General features: G+C 60.7%; 25 protein-coding genes and 1 pseudogene. 15 read left to right on the top strand and 11 right to left on the bottom strand.

Annotation, left to right across the window (positions count from 1 at the left end; genetic code table 11):
- Nucleotide 1: 1 nt before the first annotated feature.
- Complete coding sequence (locus tag K0F85_RS14755) at nucleotides 2-703, top strand: ABC transporter ATP-binding protein (protein WP_219116852.1); 702 nt, start codon at nucleotides 2-4, stop codon at nucleotides 701-703.
- Between the two features lie 41 nt (nucleotides 704-744).
- Here K0F85_RS14755 and K0F85_RS14750 read toward each other — a convergent pair whose 3' ends face one another.
- The gene (locus tag K0F85_RS14750; protein ID WP_219116742.1) at nucleotides 745-1,749 is read right to left on the bottom strand and encodes an HDOD domain-containing protein; all 1,005 of its coding nucleotides are present in this window, start codon (nucleotides 1,747-1,749) and stop codon (nucleotides 745-747) included.
- Nucleotides 1,750-1,898: 149 nt separating this feature from the next.
- Here K0F85_RS14750 and K0F85_RS14745 point away from each other — a divergent pair, with 149 nt between their 5' ends.
- Nucleotides 1,899-2,483, top strand: a complete 585-nt coding sequence (locus K0F85_RS14745; RefSeq protein ID WP_219116741.1) for a DinB family protein — start codon at nucleotides 1,899-1,901, stop codon at nucleotides 2,481-2,483.
- 1 nt (nucleotide 2,484) lies between these two features.
- Here K0F85_RS14745 and K0F85_RS14740 read toward each other — a convergent pair whose 3' ends face one another.
- The gene (locus tag K0F85_RS14740) at nucleotides 2,485-2,877 is read right to left on the bottom strand and encodes a VOC family protein (protein WP_219116740.1); all 393 of its coding nucleotides are present in this window, start codon (nucleotides 2,875-2,877) and stop codon (nucleotides 2,485-2,487) included.
- Nucleotides 2,878-2,958: 81 nt separating this feature from the next.
- On the opposite strand from K0F85_RS14740, the gene K0F85_RS14735 reads away from it, so the two are divergent.
- From K0F85_RS14735 to fghA, 5 genes are all read left to right on the top strand, one after another.
- A complete protein-coding gene (locus tag K0F85_RS14735; protein WP_219116739.1) occupies nucleotides 2,959-3,498 on the top strand; it encodes a GNAT family N-acetyltransferase in 540 nt (179 codons plus the stop codon).
- 135 nt (nucleotides 3,499-3,633) lie between these two features.
- On the top strand, nucleotides 3,634-5,208 hold the full coding sequence (locus K0F85_RS14730; protein ID WP_219116738.1) for an oleate hydratase: 1,575 nt from the start codon (nucleotides 3,634-3,636) through the stop codon (nucleotides 5,206-5,208).
- 159 nt (nucleotides 5,209-5,367) lie between these two features.
- On the top strand, nucleotides 5,368-6,039 hold the full coding sequence (gene lepB / locus K0F85_RS14725; protein WP_219116737.1) for a signal peptidase I: 672 nt from the start codon (nucleotides 5,368-5,370) through the stop codon (nucleotides 6,037-6,039).
- Between the two features lie 54 nt (nucleotides 6,040-6,093).
- The gene (locus tag K0F85_RS14720) at nucleotides 6,094-6,957 is read left to right on the top strand and encodes an NAD-dependent protein deacetylase (protein ID WP_219116736.1); all 864 of its coding nucleotides are present in this window, start codon (nucleotides 6,094-6,096) and stop codon (nucleotides 6,955-6,957) included.
- 56 nt (nucleotides 6,958-7,013) lie between these two features.
- Entirely contained in the window at nucleotides 7,014-7,886 is an 873-nt protein-coding gene (gene fghA / locus K0F85_RS14715) for an S-formylglutathione hydrolase (protein WP_306984788.1), read from the top strand.
- A 191-nt stretch (nucleotides 7,887-8,077) separates the two neighbouring features.
- On the opposite strand, the gene K0F85_RS14710 is transcribed toward fghA, so the two are convergent.
- The 3 genes from K0F85_RS14710 to K0F85_RS14700 all read right to left on the bottom strand — a co-directional run bounded on the left by K0F85_RS14710 (nucleotide 8,078) and on the right by K0F85_RS14700 (nucleotide 10,324).
- Nucleotides 8,078-8,734 carry a hypothetical protein gene (locus tag K0F85_RS14710; protein WP_219116735.1) on the bottom strand — a complete coding sequence of 219 codons (657 nt, stop codon included), beginning with the start codon at nucleotides 8,732-8,734 and terminating at the stop codon, nucleotides 8,078-8,080.
- Nucleotides 8,721-9,398, bottom strand: a complete 678-nt coding sequence (locus tag K0F85_RS14705) for a cupin domain-containing protein (protein WP_219116734.1) — start codon at nucleotides 9,396-9,398, stop codon at nucleotides 8,721-8,723. Before K0F85_RS14705 ends, K0F85_RS14710 begins: the two co-directional genes overlap by 14 nt.
- A 227-nt stretch (nucleotides 9,399-9,625) precedes the next feature.
- Complete coding sequence (locus K0F85_RS14700; RefSeq protein WP_219116733.1) at nucleotides 9,626-10,324, bottom strand: ferritin-like domain-containing protein; 699 nt, start codon at nucleotides 10,322-10,324, stop codon at nucleotides 9,626-9,628.
- Between the two features lie 559 nt (nucleotides 10,325-10,883).
- On the opposite strand from K0F85_RS14700, the gene K0F85_RS14695 reads away from it, so the two are divergent.
- The 5 genes from K0F85_RS14695 to K0F85_RS14675 all read left to right on the top strand — a co-directional run bounded on the left by K0F85_RS14695 (nucleotide 10,884) and on the right by K0F85_RS14675 (nucleotide 14,535).
- Entirely contained in the window at nucleotides 10,884-11,174 is a 291-nt protein-coding gene (locus K0F85_RS14695) for a hypothetical protein (RefSeq protein WP_219116732.1), read from the top strand.
- Between the two features lie 98 nt (nucleotides 11,175-11,272).
- Entirely contained in the window at nucleotides 11,273-11,821 is a 549-nt protein-coding gene (locus K0F85_RS14690; protein ID WP_219116731.1) for a 2'-5' RNA ligase family protein, read from the top strand.
- A 78-nt stretch (nucleotides 11,822-11,899) separates the two neighbouring features.
- Entirely contained in the window at nucleotides 11,900-13,243 is a 1,344-nt protein-coding gene (locus K0F85_RS14685; RefSeq protein ID WP_219116730.1) for a sulfatase-like hydrolase/transferase, read from the top strand.
- Between the two features lie 108 nt (nucleotides 13,244-13,351).
- Nucleotides 13,352-13,975: a hypothetical protein gene (locus tag K0F85_RS14680; RefSeq protein WP_219116729.1), complete on the top strand. Its 624-nt coding sequence runs from the start codon at nucleotides 13,352-13,354 to the stop codon at nucleotides 13,973-13,975.
- Between the two features lie 14 nt (nucleotides 13,976-13,989).
- Nucleotides 13,990-14,535: a class I SAM-dependent methyltransferase gene (locus K0F85_RS14675; RefSeq protein WP_219116728.1), complete on the top strand. Its 546-nt coding sequence runs from the start codon at nucleotides 13,990-13,992 to the stop codon at nucleotides 14,533-14,535.
- Here K0F85_RS14675 and K0F85_RS14670 read toward each other — a convergent pair.
- From K0F85_RS14670 to K0F85_RS14655, 4 genes are all read right to left on the bottom strand, one after another.
- Entirely contained in the window at nucleotides 14,520-15,245 is a 726-nt protein-coding gene (locus K0F85_RS14670) for an ABC transporter ATP-binding protein (protein WP_219116727.1), read from the bottom strand. The genes K0F85_RS14675 and K0F85_RS14670 overlap by 16 nt on opposite strands.
- Nucleotides 15,245-15,934, bottom strand: a complete 690-nt coding sequence (locus K0F85_RS14665; protein ID WP_219116726.1) for an ABC transporter permease — start codon at nucleotides 15,932-15,934, stop codon at nucleotides 15,245-15,247. Before K0F85_RS14665 ends, K0F85_RS14670 begins: the two co-directional genes overlap by 1 nt.
- A 119-nt stretch (nucleotides 15,935-16,053) precedes the next feature.
- The gene (locus K0F85_RS14660) at nucleotides 16,054-17,028 is read right to left on the bottom strand and encodes an ABC transporter substrate-binding protein (protein WP_219116725.1); all 975 of its coding nucleotides are present in this window, start codon (nucleotides 17,026-17,028) and stop codon (nucleotides 16,054-16,056) included.
- A 36-nt stretch (nucleotides 17,029-17,064) separates the two neighbouring features.
- Entirely contained in the window at nucleotides 17,065-18,231 is a 1,167-nt protein-coding gene (locus tag K0F85_RS14655) for a hypothetical protein (protein ID WP_219116724.1), read from the bottom strand.
- 461 nt (nucleotides 18,232-18,692) lie between these two features.
- Here K0F85_RS14655 and K0F85_RS14650 point away from each other — a divergent pair, with 461 nt between their 5' ends.
- The 3 genes and pseudogenes from K0F85_RS14650 to K0F85_RS14640 form a co-directional block, all read left to right on the top strand.
- The gene (locus K0F85_RS14650) at nucleotides 18,693-19,541 is read left to right on the top strand and encodes a hypothetical protein (RefSeq protein ID WP_219116723.1); all 849 of its coding nucleotides are present in this window, start codon (nucleotides 18,693-18,695) and stop codon (nucleotides 19,539-19,541) included.
- 25 nt (nucleotides 19,542-19,566) lie between these two features.
- On the top strand, nucleotides 19,567-20,661 hold the full coding sequence (locus K0F85_RS14645; RefSeq protein WP_219116722.1) for a DUF455 family protein: 1,095 nt from the start codon (nucleotides 19,567-19,569) through the stop codon (nucleotides 20,659-20,661).
- A 288-nt stretch (nucleotides 20,662-20,949) separates the two neighbouring features.
- Nucleotides 20,950-21,366, top strand: a pseudogene (locus K0F85_RS14640) (integrase core domain-containing protein); the annotation flags it as partial.
- Between the two features lie 97 nt (nucleotides 21,367-21,463).
- Here K0F85_RS14640 and K0F85_RS14635 read toward each other — a convergent pair.
- Nucleotides 21,464-22,129: an alpha/beta hydrolase gene (locus K0F85_RS14635; protein WP_219116720.1), complete on the bottom strand. Its 666-nt coding sequence runs from the start codon at nucleotides 22,127-22,129 to the stop codon at nucleotides 21,464-21,466.
- Nucleotides 22,130-22,278: 149 nt separating this feature from the next.
- A partial coding sequence (locus K0F85_RS14630) for a xanthine dehydrogenase family protein molybdopterin-binding subunit (RefSeq protein WP_257572787.1) occupies nucleotides 22,279-24,099 on the bottom strand: 1,821 nt, incomplete at its 5' end.

Here is a 24,099-nt window from a genome sequence, read left to right as displayed (position 1 = left end):
GATGCTTGAAATACGTAATCTGCGCGCCGGCTATGGCGCCATCAATGTGCTGTGGGATGTGTCGCTCTCGATCCAGAAGGGCAAGCTGACCACCATCATCGGCCCGAACGGGGCCGGCAAGACGACGCTGCTGCGCGCCATCATGGGCTTGCTGCCCGTAGGCGCGGGCAGCATCGCGCTCGACGGCGTGTCCATCAACGGCACCCCCACCTGGAAGATGAGCGACGCGAGGGTCACCATGATACCCGAGGGGCGCATGACGTTTCGCGACATGAGCGTGGAAGAAAACCTGATCATGGGCGCCTTCCCGAAAGAGCACCGCAGCCACATGCCGGCGCGCCTGGCCGAAGCCTACGCCATGTTCCCGCGCCTGCACGAACGGCGCAAGCAATTCGCCGGTTCCTTGTCGGGCGGCGAGGCGCAGATGCTGGCCATGGCGCGGGGCTTGATGTCGGACCCGTCGCTGCTGATTATCGACGAGCCTTCGCTGGGGCTGGCGCCACTGGTGGTCAACGAGCTGTTCGAGATCCTCGCGCGCCTGAACGATGGCCGGCGCACCATCATCCTCGTCGAGCAAAACACGGCGCGCGCCGTGGGCGTGGCCGATCACGTCTACCTGATGCAAAGCGGTAAAGTGGCGCTGTCGCAGGCGGCCGTTGATGTCGACCTCGAACATCTGCATGCACTCTATTTTGCGCGCTGAGTGATACCCACCACAAGCGCATTACGAGCGGCCGGCGACCGTCACTCCTCGTCGTCGGCCAGTTTATCGAACACCTGCAGCTCACTCTTGCCGAGTCCGCTCGTCACGAAGGGATCGTCGGCAGGAAAGCGGCCGGTATCGACCAGCATGCGCAGCTTGCTCAAGCGTTCGCCCAGCGCCAGCGCTTGCGCCTGCGGATCGGCATCGGCTTGGGTATCGACGCCGGCCAGCCCGATCGCGCGGGTTACGGACGCGGGGAACTCCCATAATTCGGCGATCCGTACCGACAAGATGCGCGCCTGCGCAAACACCTGGGCAATGAAGGCGTCCGATTGCGGAAAGGCATCGGGCGCATGCATCTGGTCGATCAGCCGGAACGCCACCACCAGGCCGACATTGGCCATCAGTCCCGCGAGATAGGCGTCGAAGGCGTTGGCCTGCATAGCTGGCGCGACCAGGTTGGCCGCCAGCGCGCATTTCTCGGACTGGCGCCAGATCAGCGGCGCCGTGCGTATGGTCAGCCCGCCGCTTTGCATGCTGACGATGGGACGGAAGGCGACGCGGGCGAGCAGCATGCGCATGCCGTTTTGCCCGAGCAGCATGATGGCGCCTTCCATATTGTTGATCGACGGGCTGGCGTTGTAGCGCGAATGGTAGCAGGGCCGGTTCGCTTCGCGGTAGACCTCGGCGACCAGCAGCACGTCCTGTGCCAGCTGGCGCGACAGCTCGGCCGCGCTCATGTTTTCATCTTGCAAGGTCCGCATCAGCTGCGGAATGATGGCCGGAATGCGCGGTATCAGCGCGGCGCCAGCGATCGGTTCACGGGCCAGGCGCGTCAATTCGTCCAGAATCTGCTGTTCAGCCTCCTCGGGAGCCTGCGCCGAACCGGCGGCTGCCAGCCAGCGGTAGTAGATGGCATCGATTTCGGTAATGCTGGCTGGCTGCCGCGTCATCTCGGGCGCCGCCACTGCCGCAACCGGCGCAGCCTTGTTTTTGTCGTCGCCGCCGTTCAGTAATTTTCCTATCCAACCCATTTTGCTATCCAAACCTTCTCTGCATCACTAGCGCGAAACCCGCTGCGCGATTTTACTTGATGCCAGGCGTGCCGGTGCGGCGATCATGACCGGCTTTGTCCACCTGTCGCAAAATGCTACAGTGGCGCTGTCGCAGGTCTCCCTGCCTTGCAAGGTACATCATGAACAATCTGCTGGCCCCTTACGTCACCAGCCAGGCGTATAACAGCGCCTGGGCCAACCACCGCTTGCTGAAGGCTTGCGGGCAGCTGAGCCAGGCGGAATTCCAGGCCGCGCGCGTCAGTTTTTTCCCCACCATCCGGTTCACGCTGAACCACATCCTGACGTGCGACTGGTTTTATCTCGACGCGCTCGAACGCGAGCTGCGCGGCGATGCGCCCCATCCGGATTGCTATGTCTTTTTTGAACGGGACGAACCGTTCACCGACTGCGCGGCGCTGCACGCGGCGCAGCGCGCATCAGACCTGCGCCTGATCGCCCATTGCCGCAGCCTGTGCGATGCGGACCTGGCGCGGCCCGTGACGATCCTGCGCGACACGCCGCAAGTCGACACGCGCCAGCGCCTGCTGGCGCACCTGTTCCAGCACCAGAGCCACCACCGGGGGCAAGTGCACGCCATGCTGGCAGGCACGCACATCGCGCCGCCCCAGCTCGACGAATTCTATTGCGCCGGCGAAGCGGGCGAACGGGCGCAGGATTTCCTGGAACTGGGCTGGACGGAAGACGACATCTGGGGCTCCCGCTAAATCATTGCTCGGCGTGGCAGCAGACGCACAGCTTGTTGCCATCGAGGTCGCGGAAATAGGCGCCATAGTAATGGGCGTGGTAATGGGGGCGCAAGCCGGGCGGACCTTCGCACACGGCGCCCAGCGCCAGCACGGCCTGGTAACTGCGGTCCACCTGGGCGCGGCTGGCCGCCAGCAAGGCCGTCATCTGCCCATTGCCGGGAGACGCCGGCGAGCCGTCATGCGGCGCCGTCAGCACGAACAGGGGGCGCGGCGCCTCCTTCGCCATCCAGCCCGCCCAGGGTTGGGCCGGATCATGAAATTTCTCGATCAAATCGAGCTCTCCGAGCAGGGCCGTGTAGAAGGCGTAGGCGCGGGGAAAGTCGTTGGTGCCAAGGCAAATATGGGACAGCATGCTGCTCCTTCATGAATTCAAGCAAGTGCGGCGAAATGCGCCAGCTGATTATAATGGCGCATCGCTTTCCGACACGATCCCATGCCAGACCTCGACCGCCTTCAGTTGCTCCCCCCCTCCAGCGCCGACCTTCCCGCCTTGCTGGCCTTCGAACTGGAAAACCGCGCGTATTTTGAAAGCTGGGTCACGGCGCGCGCACCGTCCTATTACCACCAGGAAGCCATCGCCGCCGCCATCGAGCAGGCGCAGCGCGAGCGCCAGCAAGACCTCGCTTACCAGTATCTGGCCAAGCTGGACGGGCAAATCATCGGCAGGGTCAACCTGACAGCCGTCACGCGCCCCTATTTCAACAAGGCGACGCTCGGCTATCGCATCGGCGAACGGTTCGGCGGACGCGGCTACGCCACGCGCGTGGTGGCTCTGCTGCTGGAAGAGGCGTTCGGCGCACTGGAACTGTGGCGCGTGGAAGCGACGGCGCGGCCGCAAAACCTGGGTTCGATCGCCGTCATGCAGCGCAACGGTTTTCACCAATATGGCCACTCGGAAAAAGCCATGCGCTTCCAGGATGTCTGGTCGGATTTGCTGTACTTTGAACGGCGCAAGGAACACGCTGGCGCCTGACAAAACCGAGCAAACGCTCTATTGCGCGACCCATTCTCCCCTGGCGTTATAAAATAGATAAATAGGGTACGGCATCAGCCGTGCCGCTTGCCAGCCTTTCGCGCACGCGGATGTGCACACTCCCAGGGAAAAACCATGAGCAATACGAATAAAAAAGCCTATCTCGTCGGCGGCGGCATCGGCTCGCTGGCTGCGGCCGCCTTCATGCTACGCGACGGCGGCATGCAAGGCAGCAACATCACCATCTTCGAAGCATCGTCCGTGAGCGGGGGCAGCCTCGATGGCGGCGGCAATGCCGAGGATGGCTACACCTTGCGCGGCGGGCGCATGCTGACCACCGACAATTACGAATGCACCTGGGACTTGTTCAAGAGCATCCCCTCGCTCGAGCATGCGGGCCAGAGCGTCTACGACGAAACCATCGCCTTCAATGAGCAGCACATTCCCCACTCGCGCGCGCGCCTGGTCGACCGCAACCGTTTCAAGGTCGATGTCAGCAGCATGGGCTTTTCCATGCAGGACAGGCTGGAACTGTTGAAGCTGACGGAAGCGGACGAAGACACCTTGGGCAGCAGCGCCATCACGGACTGGCTCTCGCCCGAATTTTTCGACACCAAATTCTGGTATATGTGGGCCACCACGTTCGCCTTCCAGCCCTGGCACAGCGCCGTCGAGTTCAAGCGCTACCTGCACCGCTTCATGATGGAGTTTTCGCGCATCGAAACCCTGGCTGGCGTCAAGCGCACCGTCTATAACCAGTACGATTCGCTGGTGCGCCCGCTGGTCGCGTGGCTGCAGGCGCAAGGCGTGAACATCATCATGGATTGCACGGTGACCGATATCGAGGTGCAAGAAGCCGATGGCCGCCTGAGCGCCACAGCCATCGCCTGCCAGCGCCGCGGCCTGGCCGACGTGATCCCCGTCGCCGCAGACGACCTGGTCTTTTTCCAGAATGCCTCGATGACCGATGCATCCAGCTATGGCAGCATGCACAGCGCGCCGGCCAAGCGCACGAAGAACGACAGCCAGGGCTGGCGCCTGTGGGAAAAGCTGGCCGAGGGCCGCCCGCAACTGGGACGCCCGGCCGCCTTCAACAGCAGCATCCCCGAATCCTACTGGGCCTCTTACACGGTCACCTTGAAAGACAGCGCCTTCTTTGACAGGATGGAGCAATTCACGGGCAATAGCGCGGGCACGGGCGGTCTCGTCACCTTCAAGGACAGCAACTGGTTCATGTCGGTCGTGCTGGCGCACCAGCCCCATTTCGCCGGCCAGCCCGCAGGCGTGCAAGTATTCTGGGGCTATGCGCTGCACCCTGACCGCATCGGCAACTTCGTCGCCAAGCCCATGTCCGAATGCAGCGGCGCAGAGATCTTGCGCGAACTGTGTGGTCATCTGAACTTCGACCTCGACATCATGGCCACGGCCAATTGCATACCCTGCCGCATGCCCTACATCACCAGCATGTTCATGCCCCGCGCGAAGAGCGACCGTCCCCTGCCCGTGCCGGTCAACTCCGTCAACCTGGCCTTCGTCAGCCAGTTCGTGGAGCTCGCTGACGATGTGGTGTTTACCGTGGAATACTCGGTGCGCGCGGCGCAGACGGCCGTCTACCAGCTGCTTGGCGTGCAGCGCGAAGTGCCGGCCATCCATGCGCACGACAAATCCCTGAAGGTCAAGCTGGACGCCGTCATCAAGGCCTTCAAATAGTCTCATGGCTGATGCTTGCACGCAACACTGGACGCGCTGCCGCTCCTGCAGGCCCTTGATTTAAGACTGGCTTCAGCCTCGCCGTGCATCGTGATAGGGCGCCAGCAGCAATGGCGCCTTCCTTCACCATCACGGGCACAGCCCAGCGAAAGAGCCGACATGAGCACATGGATGCGCGCCAACAAAGGTTTTTTGATGTTTCTGCTGCTCTTCGGCGTATTTCGCACGGCCGTGGCGGACTGGAATCCCATACCGTCGGCGTCCATGCGCCCCAACCTGCTCGAAGGCGACGTGGTCTTCGTCAACCGCCTCGCCTTCAACCTGAAAGTACCGCTGACCGATATCGTGCTGCAGCGCCTGGGCGAACCGCAGCGGGGCGACATCGTCACCTTTTCTTCGCCCAAAGACGGCACGCGGCTGATCAAGCGCATCATCGCCCTGCCCGGCGACACGGTGGAAATGCGCAATGAACAGCTGGTCATCAATGGCCAGCCCGCCCAGTACACGGCGCTCGATACGGCGCCTGAAACCATCGCCCACATGGGCCAGCTGACGGCGCAGCGCATCAGCGAGCGCTACGCGACCGAGCAGCATCGCATCCAGCTCTTGCCACAAATTGCGGGCGCGGCGCGCAGCTTTGCCCCCGTGACGGTACCGACCGACCATTTTCTCATGCTGGGCGATAACCGCGACGACAGCGCCGACTCGCGCTATTTCGGCTTCGTGCCACGCGCATTGCTGATCGGCAAAGCCGAGCGCATCCTCGTCTCGGCCAATATCAAGGAGCATTGGCAGCCGCGCCTGCAACGTTTCGGCAAGAAGCTGGAGTAAGCCTCCGCATCCCCCCTGCAACGGCGCCGCGCTTTTCGGTTAGCATGGCGCATCATGCACAACTTTTTCCCAGCCAGCCTGCCAGTCGCCAGCGACGATCCTGAACTCGAGCAGCTGGCGCAGTTCCTGCAACGCCATCCCGACGTGCTGCTGCTGACGGGCGCCGGCATCAGCACGGCATCCGGCATTCCTGCTTACCGCGACACGGAAGGCGTGCGGCGCGGCAACGCGCCCGTGCAAGGCCCCGATTTTCGCCGCCAGGAAGCCGTGCGCCGCCGCTACTGGGCGCGCAGCATGGTGGGCTGGCCGACCCTGGCGCGCGCCGCGCCGAATGCCGGCCACCTGGCCATCGCGCAGTTGGCCCAGCGCCGAAGAATAGGCGGCCTGGTCACGCAAAACGTGGATGGCCTGCACCAGCAGGCCGGCAGCCCAGCCGTCACGGAGTTGCACGGCAGCATACATGGCGTGGTCTGCCTCGATTGCCGAAGCCGCCACACGCGCCGTTTGATCCAGGACCAGCTCGAACACGACAATCCGCAGATGCTGGGCGCCACGGCCACGCCGGCGCCCGATGGCGACGCCTTGCTGGAGCCGTCTCAGCTGGCCACCTTCCACGTACCCGTCTGTCCCCGCTGCGGCGGCACCCTGCAACCGGACGTGGTGTTTTTCGGCGATGGCGTGCCCGCCGCCTGCGCAGCCGAAGCCGAGCGCAAGATGAAGGAAGCTGGCGCCCTGCTGGTGGTGGGTTCATCGGTCATGGTGTATTCCAGCTTTCGCCTGTGCCGCATGGCGGCCGAAACGGGCAAGCCCGTGGCCGCCATCAACCTGGGCAAGACGCGCGCCGACCATTTGCTGGCCTTCAAGACCGAAGCACCGGCACAGGACATACTGCCAGCACTAGCGGCCATGCTGGGCTGATGCCGACTTGGCGCTGCGCCACTCTGGCTATACTATGGGATTAACGAGGAGAATTCATGCTGGAACTGTTGAGTGAACACGCCTGTTTTGGCGGCGTACAACGCTTTTATCGTCACGACGCGCAAGCCATCGGCTTGCCCATGCGTTTCTCGGCTTTCATTCCGGACACGGCGCCAGGCGCCAAGGTCAGCACCACGCGACCTGCGCTGTTTTACCTGGCCGGTCTGACTTGCACAGAAGAAACTTTCATGATCAAGGGCGGCGCGCAGCGCGTGGCGGCCGAAGAAGGTCTGATCCTGATCGCCCCTGACACCAGCCCCCGTGGCGCCAACATCGCGGGCGAAACGGATGCCTGGGATTTCGGCGCGGGGGCCGGCTTTTACGTGGACGCTACCGAAGCGCCGTGGCGCAGCCATTATCGGATGTATAGCTACCTGCTGGAACTGCACGCCCTGCTGGAACAGGAACTGGCGATCGATGCGCAACGCACGGGCATTTTCGGCCACTCCATGGGCGGCCATGGCGCGCTGGTGCTGGCCTTGCGCAACCCGGAACTGTTCCGTTCCGTCTCCGCCTTCGCCCCCATCGCCGCACCGAGCCAGTGTCCGTGGGGCAAAAAAGCGTTCACGGGCTACCTGGGCAGCGATGCAGCCAGCTGGCAGCAGTACGACGCCAGCGCACTGATGCGCGGTCGGCACGGCCAACCGCCACTATTCCCCGAAGGCATCTTGATCGACCAGGGCCTGGCCGACAAGTTCCTGCCCGAGCAACTATACCCCGAGGTGTTCGAAGCGGCATGCCGCGACGCCGGCCAGCCCCTGCAGTTGCGCCGCCATGCCGGCTATGACCACGGCTATTACTTCATCGCCAGCTTCATGGAAGAGCATGTGCGCTTCCATGCGAAGGCCTTGCGCGCCATAGAGGAATAAGCTACCGAGGCAGTTTTTTGATATTATTTTTACCATAACTCGCTTGATTTCTTAGTTGTCAGAATGCATCCTTCCTGACCCCTGCAATACTAATTCCGTAACAGAGATAGTGTCCGGTAAATAGATGGCGCACAAGGCGGCTTGAGGACAAGTCATCGCTTAACTTGGGTGAATCGGGATGGCCGCTGGCGCTACGACGAACGTTCGCTGAAAGGCCGGCGGCCAGCGCGTATTGTTGCATCGAGCCAGTTCTCCTCGATTGCCGCCACATATTTGCGATTGGCATCCTGCTCAATAAAACGCATCACATCGGCGCTCTCCCAGGCGATGGGGAAATCGAGAACCCTGGCCAGCCAGCGCAAATAATGGAGTTTATGCAGAAAAAAAGCTTCGTAATCGATGAAATGGACTGCATGCGGGCTATTCATCAAATGCGCATAATAATAATCCTGCGCCATACCCAGAGTCACCTGGCCTCCCACGCGCTGCTGCTGAACGGCATTGATATTCTGGTCCCTGACCACGATGGCGATCTCGACGTTGATACCGAACGATGCAGCCCGGTCCGCCACTTCCCGTATCCTGGGCAAATAGCGCGTGCCGTCATAAAAAAATGGACAGCTGACATTGGCGAGAAAATACCGTGCCTCTGCAAATACCTGTTCATCCAGGCGCCCCGGATGGACCCAGTATTCGGCAAACGGCTCCTCATCGCTGGGCACCCAGTATTCCTCCTTCAGCGCGGTCCAGCCCTGCACGGCGGGATGCATGCTCAATATCCGGCTAAACAGATGATTGCCCGACCCCTGCGGTCCCGTCAAGATTAATAATTTTTTAGCGTTCATCATTCTGCTGCCCACGCTGTTGGCCGATATAGGTGCGTACTTTCAGGGCATTGACTTCATCCGTGGGACCGCAGCCCGAATCGGGGGCAAATACAAATAAAACGACCGGCACATCGCCGGTTATGAAATTATGCAATTCGTTCCTTCTCATGAAAAATGCACTCCCCTCCTCCAGATTAAACATTTCCTTGTTATTCAATTCCACCTTTCCATTGCCAGAAAGAATCAATCCCACCCGGTGACTCGGATGGGTATGCAAGGTCTGATACATATTTGACGGAAAATGCACATAATTCACGACAGGATCTCCCAGCCTGCCGGGATTAATCGCCGTCGTATTCGTCCCACCATCCATATAACTGAGATTACCGATATCCAGATTCTTCTGCGTAAAATAACGCTGCTCTTCCAGCCTGAGTCCCGGATAACGGACGACAAAGGCGCTGGCATCCATTCCGCAGCACACCGTATATTCCGTTTCAGCGCTGACCGCCAGGGCGCCATGCACCCCCTTAAAATCAACCTCGTGGCTGGAATAACTCGCATTCCTGAGCAAAATATAGTCCGTACCACTAGAGACAAACTGGCGCTGCTGACCGGGAGCAATCGGAAATATATTCAGCGGCCACCGGTCGGCAATAGAAATATCGGCATTTATTTTAATCATTTTCTTATCTCCACAGGATAGGTATACCGTCGACGTGCCCTTCTGCCTGATTCCCGAACAATGATTGAGTACCCATGGATGACAGAACGGAGGCGCAGGGTGCCCCTTGCTGGCAGTGATCACACCGCCAGCAAGGGGCTGGCTTGTCCGCCTACCTTGCAGCGCACCACCGATGACAGCAGGGAAGCCCTGCGCAGCCGGGTACCGGCCTGCCTGCATGGGAACGCTTACCAGCCATAAGCCTCTTCAACCAGTTGCCTGGCGGCCGGCGCTGCAGCGGTATTGAGGCAACTGATCTCGAACAGGTCGCGGCGCATTTTCCTGATCAACGCTTCTGCATGAGTCTGGTCGGCTTCTGTTTTCAGCAGCTGTTCCAGCTTCATGCCGCCGATATTGGCGTGAAACCCTTCGTCCTTGGCAATTTTTGCATACGTGCGGCGAATGAATTCATCGTCGATGCAATTGGCCATTTCGCTCCAGACGGCTTCTGCGCGGCCCTCGGCAACGAGTTGGTATGCGGCCAGGGCAATCGGATCGGTTTCGGCTTCGTACTTTTTCAGTAAGTCGGCGCCCTTTGCCGTCGGCTTGGCCGCTTCGGCAGCGATTGCCGCCTCGACATTCAAGGGTTTTCCCGTGATATGTTCGATCACGTCCTTGACCATGCGGAAATGGTTTGCCTCGTCGTGCGCCTGCTTGGTCAGGAGCTGCAATTCCTCGACCGACGTGTCGGCCGGCAGCCTGGCCACGCTTTGCGCAATTTCCACCATGTTCAGGCGTTCATTGACCATGCGGCCGATGAAATGGTCGACCATTTCATCCTGCGATGGCCTGGAATCGAAATAGGCCCGCACATTGATCTGGCTGGCCTTAAAAAGCGATTGATTATTTTCTTTGAGACTTGCAACGAATTCTTTTGACGATAACATTTGATTCTCCTTGAATGATTCATTGAAAACACATTTTCAAAAATAAACCAGGAATGCAAAAGTTTCATGACAGCGTGAAATCCCTGAAAATACATGATGTCCCATATCACCACTTACCAGATCACACACCAACAATAAATTTATCACCTGTTCCATTGAAGGTCAACGCGTTTACCTGATTAAAAAATATATTCATATACGATTTTCGATAGCAAACTACCAGATGGTGCGCAGGCTGGCGTTATAATTTGCGTATATTCCCCTACAATTTCTCATGCCATTCAATTCACCAAAAAATCACCAAAATACACGTCGGCATTCGTTTCCATGCAATAGGCGCAGTGCCACGAATAATCACAGAAACCATCACCACATAATCAATCAGCTATCAAGTTGCTAGTGAGTAGCATAAAAAAATATACATCCACCACCACTCCAAAAGCGCGCACGTGGAATAAAAACAGGCAAAGAAAAATATTCTTGAAATAAATAAATTTTGATATAACATACCTCCACACATTCTAGGATGGATGTGCATCGTAACTTTAGGAGGGTTATTATGTCTGGCAATGCAGCGGTACATATGTCCGTGCAATCGAATACGATTGGCGACACGAAGCAATCGGTACATGATCTTGTCCATAAGGCCGATACGGAGCTTTTCCAGCAGTACGGCACGCCAGCTTCGATGAGGCTGTTGACCAACGGCCACGTGGAACGAACCTGGAATATCGGTTCCGGCACCTTGAATGTGATTCATGACAATACAGGCAAGGCATCCGACGTCAAGTTTTTCTCGAAGATCACGGCCAAGGAGCTGGAAAGCATGACGCAAAATTCCCAGCCATAAGCGGGTAGCACAGGATGGCGGTGGCTCCCCAGATGCCACGGCCATCTTACTCATCGGCAAGTCACCTTATTGCAGCATGCAAACGCACTGGAGATGCCTTGGTCAGCCTGACTAGCCTGCGCAACCGCTTGAACCTCGATGCAATCAACGACACCCATGAATGTGCACTGGTGCTGAGCGTCGAGCCTGAGCTGCACAATCATGTTATTGTCGAACGACATCGCTTTGCCAGCGATGACGTGATCGCTCGCCAGCTTGATCCCCACATTACCCTGCTGTACGGCGGCTTCCAGCCTCCGGAGGTACTGCGGCAAATGGAACAGCTTGCCATCTCGCTGGCAACGGCCCGTGTCAGCTTCGAGATCGGCGACATCGCCACCTTCAGCAATCGCAACGGCTTCATCACCAACATCCATTTCCGCGTCCATTCGGAGCAGTTGCAAGCCCTGCACCTCGATGCCCTGCGCCGCTACGGCGAGCTGGGATTGAAGCTGCAGACCGCCTATGCCGGCCCCCACTACGTGCCCCACTTGTCAGTCTACGACCGTATTTTGCTTCCCAAAAATATCACCACCATGATCTCCAGGCCGCCTGGCACGCGCAGTTACCAGGCAGGCGCCTGCCATCTGGTTGGCGAGCCCAGGTAGGGTCGCGCCGACTGCCTGGAAAATGTTGTCCGCAACTGCAACAATCGGCAGGCCTGCCCTTTTGAACTGGAGACGCCCGTGTACGATCACATAGTCCTGTTGTCCATCGATACGCTACGCAGCGATTGCATCGGACGCAATCCCCTGAAACTGTGGCCCGCCAAATATCCCCACCTGAGCGCGCCAGACACGTCGGTGCTCGATGCCCTGGTCGACGAGGGCGCCTTCTTTGCCAACTGCGTCTCCGCCGCGCCGTACACGTCGGCCTCGCACGCCTCCATCCTGAACGGAAAATGGCCGCTGCGGCACGGCGTCTACGAATTTTTCAACAAGAAACTGAGCGGCGAAACCCTGTTTACCCGCGCGCAGCGCTCCGGATACCGCACCATACTGAAAAGCGATTTTCCGCTGATACTCGGTCCGACCCTGGGTTTCGACCGCGGCATCGATCATTTCCTGGTCGAAAACGACGACGCCTATCTCGCGGCGCTGGGACAGGCGGAACGCTCAGTCAGCCTGGCCCATTTTGGCGGCGTGCATGTGCCCTACGGCTTTCACAACCTGCAATATGGCGGCGACGCCTACCGCAGCAAGCTGGCTGAACTGGAAAAGCGCGTCGGCACCTCGGCCAGCCTGCCCAAGGATCAGCTGTTCGAGACCTTGCGAGACGAAGAAGACATGCAGCACCTGATGCGCTACAAGCGCGTGATCCAGGAACTGTGGAAGGCGGACCGTGCCGAAGACATATTCGGTCTGTATCTGGAAGGCATCGAACATTTCCTGCGTTACCGCTTTGCCCCGTTCATGGCCAAACTCAGGCAGCGCCTCGCAGGAAAACGCTGGCTGATCGTGCTGTTCGGTGACCACGGCGAAGAATATGACGAACAGAGCTTCGGGCACTTCAATTCCGTCGCCGAGGGCGTGCTGCGGGTACCGCTGCTCTTCATCGGCGACGATGTCGCGCCTGCCATCCATACCGAAAGAGTGCGCACGGTCGATATCCTGCCAACCATCCTGGACCTGAATGGCGAGCGCAGGCGCCAGCGTACCAGCATCGACGGCATATCGCTGGCGGCAACCGTGCGCGACAGAATGCCCTATACCAGCCGCCACGGCTATGCGCAGGCATACGTCGCCGACACAGCGCGTTTCGTCAAGTTTCAGCAGCGCATGCTTTCTCATGGCAAAAAGCAGGGACACCTGCCCCATCTGCTGTTCAAGGAAACTGTCTGGGACGGCAAACACAAATTCAGCCGCACGGTGGCCGACTTCGAACAATACCTGGGCGGCATGGCGCCGATCGATCCGATCCACCGGCTCGAACGCTTCAACGACGCGCATTTTCCGCAACCGTCGAACGAAGCATCGATACAGCAGAAACTGGCAGAGATGTTAGTGCACTACAACACCATACGTGCCTGACGCCCACCTCACCGGACAAGGACTAGCATGTTTAAGGAAGACGGAGCAGATATTGTTTTTGTGGTGGGCACGCCAGGCTCGAAATGGAGCGCCATCGCCCATGCGCTGATGTATGCGAACGGCGTCAATCGTTCGGACATGCGCTTGCAGCGCAGCCATGAGGGGGGAAGCCGCGCTTTGCATTTCGGAAATTACTTCGGTCCAGGGATGGAGTACGGGCGCCAGTTCGACAACCTTGGCAGCATGAGCAAGACGGAACTCCTGGACGAATTCGCCGGCCCCTATGCCGCTGCCGGCGGCACCAAGCTATTGAAAAGCCATCTGTTTGCCCGGCATTTGCCGTGGCTGAAACAGACTTTTCCTGCAGCGCGCTTTCTGCTGGTGCACCGCCCAGACCACGCGTGCCTGGCATGGTGGGAGGCGGCCGGCGGTTTCAGCATCTCCTATCCGGATTACAGCTGGTACAAAAGTTCGGCCAACATGGCAAAGCAGATCGCCGCCGACAATGCGAACATCGCCGCGTTTGCCACCCAACATCAGCGGCAGCTAACGCGCCGGCGCAGCATGAAACCGATACTGAACGAACTGGGCCTGCACTACAGCCATTCCGAGGTCCAGTGCGTTTCGGAGTTGGAATTCGAACGGCAGTGGGGACTGGGCAACCAGCCCGTCGCCGACGTCCTGGCGGCCTGCCATGCCATGGCAGGGCTAGCCCGCACCTGCGTGATCTGAGGGAGATGCCAGACATGAACGACAACGCCAGGCTGATTGCCTTTTTTCACCCCCAAACCTGGCAAGCGTCGATCGACCGCTTTCCCCTCAGCGGTTTTGCGCTGGTCGAACAGGTCAATGCACTGCGGCCACGCACCGTGGTCGACGTCGGCTGCGGCTTCAATCCATTCAAAGGCAAAATTTCCAACCTGATCGGCATCGATATCGCCAATGATGCCGCCGATCTCGTCTGCGACCTGCACGATGCACCGTTTGCCGAGGACTCGATCGACGTGTGCCTGGCGCTGGGCAGCATCAACTTCGGCGGCGCGCAGCAGGTCGCCGCAGCATTGCGCAGGGTGCACGGCTGGCTGCGGCCAGGCGGCACACTCTTCATGCGCGCCAACCCCGGCGAACCGATAGGGAACGATATTGCCGTCTTCCCCTGGCATCCGCAATGGATACGGCAATTTGCGCACGAGGTGGGTTTCGAGCTGGCCTCCGCCATCGAGGAAGAGCGGCTTGTGCTCAGCAATGGCCAAGCGGCACGGCGCCTGTTCTGGCGCTACGTCAAGTGTTGAGCGGCCAGCAGGTCTAGCAGCAGCGCGTGCTGCTGGCGGCCATCGCCGGGGGGTATCGGCAAGTCGGCGGCAATGCTGTCGCCATTGCCCGTCAGCACGATGATCCGCTGCGCTAGCCGTATGGCTTCCAACAAATCATGCGTGACCAGCACGGCGGCACAGGCAAGTTGCTCAAACACCTCAGCCAGCTGCCCCTGCAGGTGTTCACGCGTCTTCTGGTCCAAGGCGGACAGCGGCTCATCGAGCAGCATCAGGGCGGGCCGCGCGACAAGCGCGCGGGCCACGGCGACGCGCTGCCGCATGCCGCCAGATAACTGGCTCGGGTAGAGACGGCCGCTGTCGCCCATGCCGACCTGACGCAGGGCCGCCTGCGACGCAGCCTGGCGCTGCGCTCTGGACACGCCATTGACCAGCAGGGGATATTCGACATTGCCCTGCGCACTGAGCCAGGGAAACAGCGCGTAATCCTGGAACACCATGGCCAGGCCGGACATGCCGGGCCGCACCGCGCGGGCCGACAGCGTCACGCTGCCCTGCTGCGGATGCACCAGGCCCGCCAGTATGCGCAGCAGCGTGCTCTTGCCAACCCCGCTGGGTCCCACCAGCGCCACGACCTCGCGTTCGCCTAGAGTGAAGGAGCAATTGCGTATCACCTGGCGTGCTTGAAATGCATGGGAGACCGCGTCTACCCGCAGCAGGGGACGGGCCATCACCGTTCCTCCAGATGCGGCGTGCATGCGCGCCCCAGCCATCCAATGGCGCCATTGATGCCCAGCGATACCACACCAGTGACAACAATCGCGCCATACATCGCGGTCACCTGGAAGGTTTGCGACCATTCGAGGATGCGAAAACCGATGCCGGCGTTTGCGCCCAGCATTTCGGCGGCGACGACGGCAAGCCAGGCGCTGCCCAATGCAAGCCGCAGGCCAGCCAGCAGGTGCCCGGATACGGCGGGCAGGTAGACGGTCGCCAGCAGCCAGGGCAGATTCGCGCCCATGCTCCGGGCCGCGTCGATCAGCGTACGGCAGGTGGCGTCGAGTCCGCCCAGGACATTGATGAACAGGGGCGGCCAGGCGACCCAGACAATGATGGCGATCGTGCTCTTGCCGCCCAGTCCGAAGATCAGCAGAAAAGCCGGCAGCAGCGCCAACGGAGCAATGCCGCGGACCAGTTCGACCAGGGGAGCCGTCAGCCACCGGAACGGCGCATAAAAATGGGCCAGCGCCGCTGCCGGCAGCGCGAAAAGGCAGGCAAGCGCCGTACCGGCCAGCACGGCATGCAGGCTGGCTCGCACATCGGCCAGCAGCGGACCGTGCCACAGCAGGGACGGCAAGGCCGCCAGTACTTCGCCGGGCGGTGGCAGATAGACAGGGTCGAGCAGCTGCAGGCGGATCAACGCTTCCCATGCCAGCAGCGCAGCGGCAACGCCCAACAGGCCAAGCAGCTGCGGCGCGCGCCGACCCCGCCAGCGGCCCGCATTGCCAGGACCGCCCAGGCCGGTCGCAGGGTGCGCCATCACGGATTGAAGCGGTCCGTGGCGAAGGCATTGCCGCGCAGGCCAGGCGCCTGCCTCAGGCCGCCGTCCTGCCGCATGACATCGAGCCAGAACTGGACATCGCGCATCCGCACCTGCGCATTGCTGGTATAGCGGTGCGACACCATCAGGCTTTGCTTGAGGCCGAGCGCCCTGGCCATGATTGCATTCCCACGTTGGGTATCGCTCTGCAGAAAGGCGACGGCTTGGCGATAGCCGGCCAAAAAGCGGCTGACCGTATCGGCCTGCTCTTCCAGCATCTTTTTGCGGAAAAATACCAGCGAAAACTGCCGCTCGCCGATGATGTCGGCTCCGGTAAAGAGCCGGCGCAGCTTACCCTGCGCAGTCATCGATACGCTGTAGGGATCGATCAGCGCGGCAACATCGATCAAGCCTGCCAGCAAGGCCTGCTCCTGGCGTTCATGCGGCAGTGTCACGAAATGCACCTCCGACTTGGCAATGCCGTGTTTGCGCAGCGCGAGCAGCGTGGTGTAATAAAAGGAACCGGACAGGGAATTAACGGCGATGCGGCGCCCGCGCAGGTCGGCCATGCCCTTGACCGGCCCCGCATGCAGGACGAACCATTGCTGCAAAGGAGCATCGCCGAACTCCGTCTGGGAATCGGCAACGCCCATCACCCCGACACCCTGCGCCGCCGCATTGGCCAGGCCCGTGATCGCCGCATGGCCGGCATCGAGCTGGCCCAGGCCTGCGGCCTGGACGATGGCTGGCCCGCTGCTGAAATTGCCGGTCATTTCGACATGCACACCGGCAGACTTGAAAAAGCCTGCGGCAATGCCGATGTACACCGGCTGGTAGTTACGAAACGTGCCCCAGCGTACGACAGGCAAGCCGGCCGCCGCTGCCTCCCCGGCAGCAAAGCCGGGCCAGGCAGCAACAGCAGCCAGTGCCGCAGAGGAAGTCAACAGCGCGCGGCGGGTACGGCAGATGGACATGGGCATCATGGACCTTGAGCGTGGACGGATCGCAGGCTAGGATTTCATGACATCCCTGTCTTTCAGCGAACCGGGGGGCAAGCCCGCTATCTCGAGGTGAAAGCCTGCCGTATCGATGGCATGCTGATACTCGCGGTTGCTGCGTGCCAGCGCCAGGCGCAGCTGCGCTTCAAACGCGCGCCAGGCCTCGACAAACAGGCGCGGATCAAACAACATTTCCACTTCCAGCCTGGCGCGGCAATCCCCCTGCGAGGCCAGCCGCCATTTGGGAAAGGCGTCGCCCTCCGTCGGCGTGACCAGCGAATGGCGCGTGTTGTCGATCCGGCCTACCAGCGGATGATGGTCGAGCGCTTCCTGGATATCCCCATAACGGACCGGATACAGGCTGCCGCCCCCAGTGCCATCGATCACGATACTGTGATCCACCTTGCCCCAGGGCTTGAAACCGCACTCTCCCGCCATCTCGCAATACGCGCCTATCTGCACGACGTCGCCGCTGTCGAAGCGAAGCGCCGGCATGGCATGATCGTGCTCTTTCAGGAGGCGCGTCACCAACAGACGTCCGTTGGCATGCGGCGCGGTGAGCAGCCTGTCCCGGGCATCGACCACTTCGGGATAAATAGTGTCAGGAAAATGATAATAACCGCAATACGGACATTCATGCGCGCGCGCATTCTGAATTTCAGTGAATCCGTAATGATCTATTAACTTCGCATTCAAGACCGATTCAATTTTATTGCGCCAGGATTGCGTCACGAACGAAGAATTCGTATGTACTTCCTTCAGGCCAGATCCATGCAGTTCAATATTATTCACCAATATATAATGAACCAATTTCTTTGCCGCCGGCAAAGGTATCGAGACGCGGGAAAACTGGTCTTCATATCCGGCGAAATTATATTTCGTCTTTAATATCTCGATCATGATGCGGTAGCCATCCTCATCGCGCAAAGGCGCGATCAGCGCCCCCACATCGCGCGGAAAGTGCGGCACAGTCCCCTGGCGGCCATCGCCGGCCTTCAGGTACAGCGGGCGCAATGCCTCGCCGGGCGACGGCGCAGCGGGCGGGGCATAGGGCGGCATATAACCCCACTGCAAGGTCGGCATGCCCGTGGTGCCCCCCGTGCGTATCATGAAATGGGGAAGCGACGCATTCGTCTGCAGCCATTCCTGCGCCAGGATCTGGTATTGCGCCTTGTCCATGACGGGCAGGCGGCGCAGCGATTGCAGGTCAATTTCCCGCTCGGCAAGCGCCGGCATCACGCGCTGCAGCGAGGGCAGCCGCTGGCGACTCAGGCCCCAGGTGCGTGTCAAATGAAAGTTGCGCGACAATTCCAGAGGCGACATGGCAGCTCCTATTGGATTGCAATTAACCTGATAAGATGTATTTGGCGCAGGTCTTAAAAACAGTATAAATGGAATTCACATGCCTGTCGCACGTTTGTAATTCCATGTATCCCATATTATAATCAGATTTCACTCACCGCACACCACTACGCTCCGGCATTATTTTTCCGGGCAATTTTGCAACGCTGCTGTCATGCATCGGGAATATTTTCTCCCATGGTTATACCTTATTAAACTATCGATAGGATAGGAATATGAGAAACAACACAGTCGGGCGCCAATTAAATACCAGAGCCATGCATTTTTTAGCAGAAAACATGGCGCAGCAAACCATTCAATTGTCACTCATCGAAGCAATTGCCGGCACAGTCCTCGCCTGTGGCGACGCTGACATGGTGTTGACTGGGTCGCTATCCACGGGCAGCGGCGATGCCTATTCAGATATCGACCTGACCATGTGCTGCGATGGCCCGACAAGCCGCCTGCGCCTCCAGGCCACCGTCGCGCAATGCCTGCAGCAGCACGGACGCGCGATAGCGCAGTTCCCGGCGACCCATTTGCAGATGCCCGACCTCCTGATTCATTTCTGGGATTGCCAGGATACCCTGGTCAAGATCGATATTCTCTATCTACATGAAAGCGCAGCAAGCCAGCCTCAGCAAGGGCTGCTGCTGGTGGGCGTTCCACCGTTCCTGGCGTCGGCGCCGCATGCGGCAGGACATGCGGCACCGGCCGATCCAGCTTTTCTCGAAGATACGTACAATAAATTTTGCGGCTGGATCTGGTACACCCACACCAAGATTGCCCGTGGCGAGTATTGGGAAGCCGACGACTCGCTCAACGTCATGCGCGCGAAGGGCTTGCTGCCGATGCTGCAGCTGGCGCATGGCTTGCCGCTGGAAGGATACCGCCATGCGGAGCAGCGCCTGAGCCCCCCACTACTGGTGCGCCTGGCCGAAACGCGTTGCGATGAGCTGGCGCCCACCCAGTTGTATCGCGCCCTCTTTGCAAGCTGCCGCTTCTTTGCCGAGACGGTCCAGCTGGTTTCGGCCAGCCACGGCGACGCCTGGCTCACCGCCCGGCTGGAACTGATGGTCGATTTTGTTCTACGCACAACTGAACCGGCGCATGCCGCCAGCAGCAGGCCCGGCCCGAAGGCCCGCTAGTCTGCCACCAGAAAGGAGGAGCATCATGCTGCGGATGGAAGCGATCAAGCGCTATTATTCGGACGTCGACGCCTGTCTGCGCACCTGCCTGCAACGGCATTGCCAGCAATTGGTCGCTGCCCCCTCGATAGACGAGAAGATAGCCATCGGGCTTGCGCTGGACGGCCTGCTGCAATTGTTTGGCGCAGTCGGCGCGCGCCGGTCGCAGATCGCCACGGACGAGATCATCAGCCTGCCCGACATGCCGGTGATCGCTGCGGCCATCATGCCGGAGCAGGGACCAGCGGCCCTGGCGGCGCGTGCCCGGACGTTGCTGCCGGCCTTATCCAGCGCCATCCTGTTTGCGCCGGAAATGCCGCTCATGGCCTTGCTCGTGGAAAAAATGCCCTTGCTGGAGCAGCGCCACGCGGCTGGCGACAGCACTCCGCCACGGCAACCGGCCCGCGACGCCGCGTTGCACTGGTCTGCCGACAAGCCGTTCCGCTTCGTCGAAGGACGCGGCATCCTCGACGATGACGCAAACTACCTGGGCTTTCTTTTTTACGTGCTGGTCGACGTCGAAATCTCCGCAATGGAAATTTGTGCCTACATGATCCTGGATAACCCGGACATGCCGGCCGCCTTCATGGGCGACATGGGCAGGCAGATATGGGATGAGGCCCGCCACGCAAGCTACATCCAGGCGCTTTACCTGGAGCGCGGCGGCATCATCGGCGCCTTCCCTTATACCAACACGGTACTGGAACGCTTCATGTCGGCGGACAATCTACTGGACGGCCTGATCGTCCAGCAGTTGCTGCAAGAGGCCAATGCGGTCGAGACCAACCTGAACCTGGCCGCCCAATTGCAGCGCGCGGCGCGCGAAGAAGAGGCGCTGAGCTTCTTGGTCATCAATAATGACGAAGCGCTGCATGCGCGCATCGGCAACCGATGGCTGCACTATCTGGCGCAGCGCGATGGACTGAGCGAAGAGCATGTGTTTGCGCAAATGCTGCGGCTATCAAAAAAAGTCGGCATGCCCGTCTTCGGCACCGGCGGATGGCGCGATACGCTGCGCTCCGACATCGGTTTTCCCACCTGGCTGATCGAAAAGAAAAAGATGCTGCTCAGCCTGACCTGAGGCTGCCGTTGCCTGGCACAGGAATGCCTTTAGGATCGCTCATTCCTAGCACTCCAAGGGCCATGAAAGACTTACCCGCCGACAAGCCGATCATGGCCGCAGGTTTTTCAAGACGAACTGGAGCAGCGCGGCGTCGATGTTGGTATACAGATGGAAGACTAGCGATTTTCGGCGGGGCAAGGTGCTCGCGCCTCACTATCGTAAACGTCGATCCGGTCAGCGGTCGAAGTCGTCAGGCAAAGGGCGCGCTCAAAATTGGCGAACTTGCTGTCATTCGTGCGTTGGCTTGCCTGTCCGGTCACCATCGTCAAGCCGCTCACGGACAAGGGCAGCCAGCTCACGGACCGCTTCACCGGCACGAGGAAGGCGCCGGAAACCGGCGACCGTATCCCTACTGGCCAGCATGTCTTTGACGTCCTTTGCAAGCAACTGGCGATCAAGGATCGGCTGGTCCCAACACGCCATCCACAAAGCAATGGCATGGTCGAGCGCTTCAATGGCCGCATCAGCGAGATTGTCAATCAGGCCCGTTTCGGCTCCCGGGCCGAATTGGAATCGACGCTGCGCAACTACCTGAAAATCGACAACCACAACAGTCCCCAGGGCGGCCTGGATAATGCAACATCGATTCAGGCGATGAAAAAATGGCAGGAGAAGAAGCCGCCTTTATTCGTTAAACGCATCTATAAGCAGGCGCGTCTTGACAGTTACACCAAGACTGGCAATATCCCGGCCCCTCTGGCTGCGCCCGTCATGCGAAGACCTTGCGCGCCGCCTGAGCGCCAATCCAGCAACTATCGCGCTACTGCGCCGTGCTGATATGCCCGTTGAAGTGGCGCATATACCAGTCCGTCGCCAGCAAGGCCGCCTGGTGGCGCGTATCGGAGCCGCCGGGGGTGGCGATCTGTTCCAGCTGCTTGTCGCAGCGCAAGGTGGCGAAAGCCATGCGGTTCAGGCCAGCCACGTCGGGGTCGCGCCCGCCCACAATCAGCAAGGATGGCACGCGCACGTTTTCCAGCGCCGCCTTGCCCGCCATTTCCACCTGGCCATCACAGACGGCCAGCGCGGCGATTTCTGCGCTGCGCCAGGCCGCCAGTTGCATCACCACAGCCGCGCTGGTGCCATCGCCATACAGGCCGCAGGGCAAACGCCGCGTGGCCGGGTCGACTTGCAGCCAGCTCAGGGCTTTTTCCAGTTGGCGCGCCAGCAGCACGATATCGCTGCGCACGAAATAAGCATGGCCATTGCTGCCGCCGCCAGGCTCGACACCGCCCTGGTCGAAGCGCAAGGTGGCGATGCCCGCCCGCAGGAAATCCTGGGAAGTGGCATGACTGGAGGCGCCCAGGTAGTCGCTGTCGGCGCCCGCGCCGTGGGCAAACAGGACGATGCCCACCGGCCGCTCGGGCATTTCAAGCACGCCGTCCATTTGAAGTTCATCGGCCGTGATGCTGACAAATTGTTCTTGCATGGTTGCCTCCGCTATCGAGCTGACATCACAATGCTATTGCGCTGATCGTGCCGCTCAGTGCGCCGCCTGCGCGCACTGAGCGGCATGTCTCAGTGTAGCAGCCTGCGTCCGTTTACGCGCGGCGCCCCTCATTTTGCCCCGTGCCGATATCAGACGGCGCCGTGCCGGTCCAGTCCTTTCAGCACGGCTTCCGGGCGGATCGGCAAATGCCGCACGCGCGACGCCACGGCGGCAAAGATGGCGTTGCCGATGGCCGGCGCCACGGCTGTGGTTGGCGGCTCGCCCATGCCGGTCGCCGCTTGCGTGCTGGAAACAAATTCGATATCGAGCTCGGGCACGTCGGCCATGCGCAGGGGCGTGTAGGTATTCAGGTTGGTATCCTTCACTTCGCCGTTCAGGAACGCCGTGCCTTCATGCAAGGCCATGCTCACGCCCCACAGGGCGCCCCCTTCCGCCTGCGCCAGCGCGCCGTCGGGGTCGACGATGCTGCCCGCGTCGATGACCATGAACAGTTTTTCGACTTTCACCATGCAAGTGCTGCGGTCTACTTTCACCCGGGCAACACAGGCCGTCCAGGTCGGCATGTCGCGTTCCTGGCCAAACGTGGCGGCGATGCCCAGGCCCGTGTCGGGCGGCATGGCCTTGCCCCAGCCGGCCTTGTCCGCCACCCGCTGCAGCACGTGGGCCAGGCGAGCGGCGCCGCCGACGGCATTCGGCGCGCTGCCCGCATTGCGGCCCGTGGCCTGCAGCAGCGACAAACGGAATGCCAGCGGATCGACCTTGGCCGCCTGCGCCGCCTCGTCCATGAAACTTTCCACGGCCCAGTTGGTCCAGCCCGGCCCCACGGAGCGCAGCCAGCCGGGGCGGAAACTGCTGTTGGCCAGGTCGTTCGACACGGCGCGCACGCGCTGCGCGCCCACCGTGTACCAGTGGTCGGCGCCAGAGATGGCGAACGGGTCATACGGATGGCCCTGCTTATCCTTGGCCAGGAAGGCGGGTATCATCGCTTGCGTGGGCCAGCCAGCGCCGGCCTCGTGCTGCATCGCCGAAACCTTGCCGGCAGCATCAAACGCCATGCGCACATGCTGCACGGACGGCGAACGGGGCGAATCGAAACGGGCATCGTCGGCCCGCGTGCATATCATCTTGACGGGGCGTCCCACGGCTTGCGCCGCCAGCGCGGCCGGCACGCAGTAATCGCCATTCAGGCGCCGCCCGAAACCGCCGCCCAGCAGATACGTGTGCAATATCACCTTGCCCTCCGGCACCTTCAACGCCTGCGCCAGCACGGGCAGTATCAACGATTGCCACTGGTTGCCCGCATGAATGTGCCAGACGCCGTCGATTTCCTGCGCCAGCGCATTCACCGGTTCCAGCTGGAAATGCAACACGGTGCTCGTCGTGTAGTGGCGTTCGAGTTGCAGGCTGGCATCCTTGAACGCTTGCTCCACGCCATCATCATCGACCACGCGGGCGCCCAGGCTGGCATCGGCCAGCTGCTTGGTGGCATAGTTCAGGATATCCTGCTCTGCCACGTGGGCCGACGCACCGGCCCGCCACTTTACTTGCACCAGGTCGGCCGCGCGGATGGCAGCGGCATACGTCTCAGCCACCACCATGACCCAGCCGGGCACCGTGCCGCTGGGGTCCTGCAAGACCACCGAACGCAGATAGCCCTTCACCTTTTTCGCGGCCGTATCATCGATGGAGAGCACTTTTGAGCCATAGCGCGTGGGCGGGATCTTCGGGCGCGCATACAGCATGCCATCGACCTGCGCATCGATGCCGTACACGGCCGTGCCATCAATTTTTGCAGGGATGTCCAGCGCCTGCGCCGGCTGGCCGATCAGGCTGCGCTGCTGTGGCGTTTTCAGCACGATGGCTGTCAATTGCTCGGGCGTGTACTGACGCGCCAGCTTGCCACGGCGCACGATTTCACCATAGCTGATCGAACGCCCCCGGCCATGCAC

Origin of the sequence: Janthinobacterium sp. UMAB-56, assembly GCF_900095265.1 — a bacterium.
GTDB lineage: Bacteria > Pseudomonadota > Gammaproteobacteria > Burkholderiales > Burkholderiaceae_D > Janthinobacterium.
This window is presented reverse-complemented; position numbering and strand designations above follow the sequence as displayed.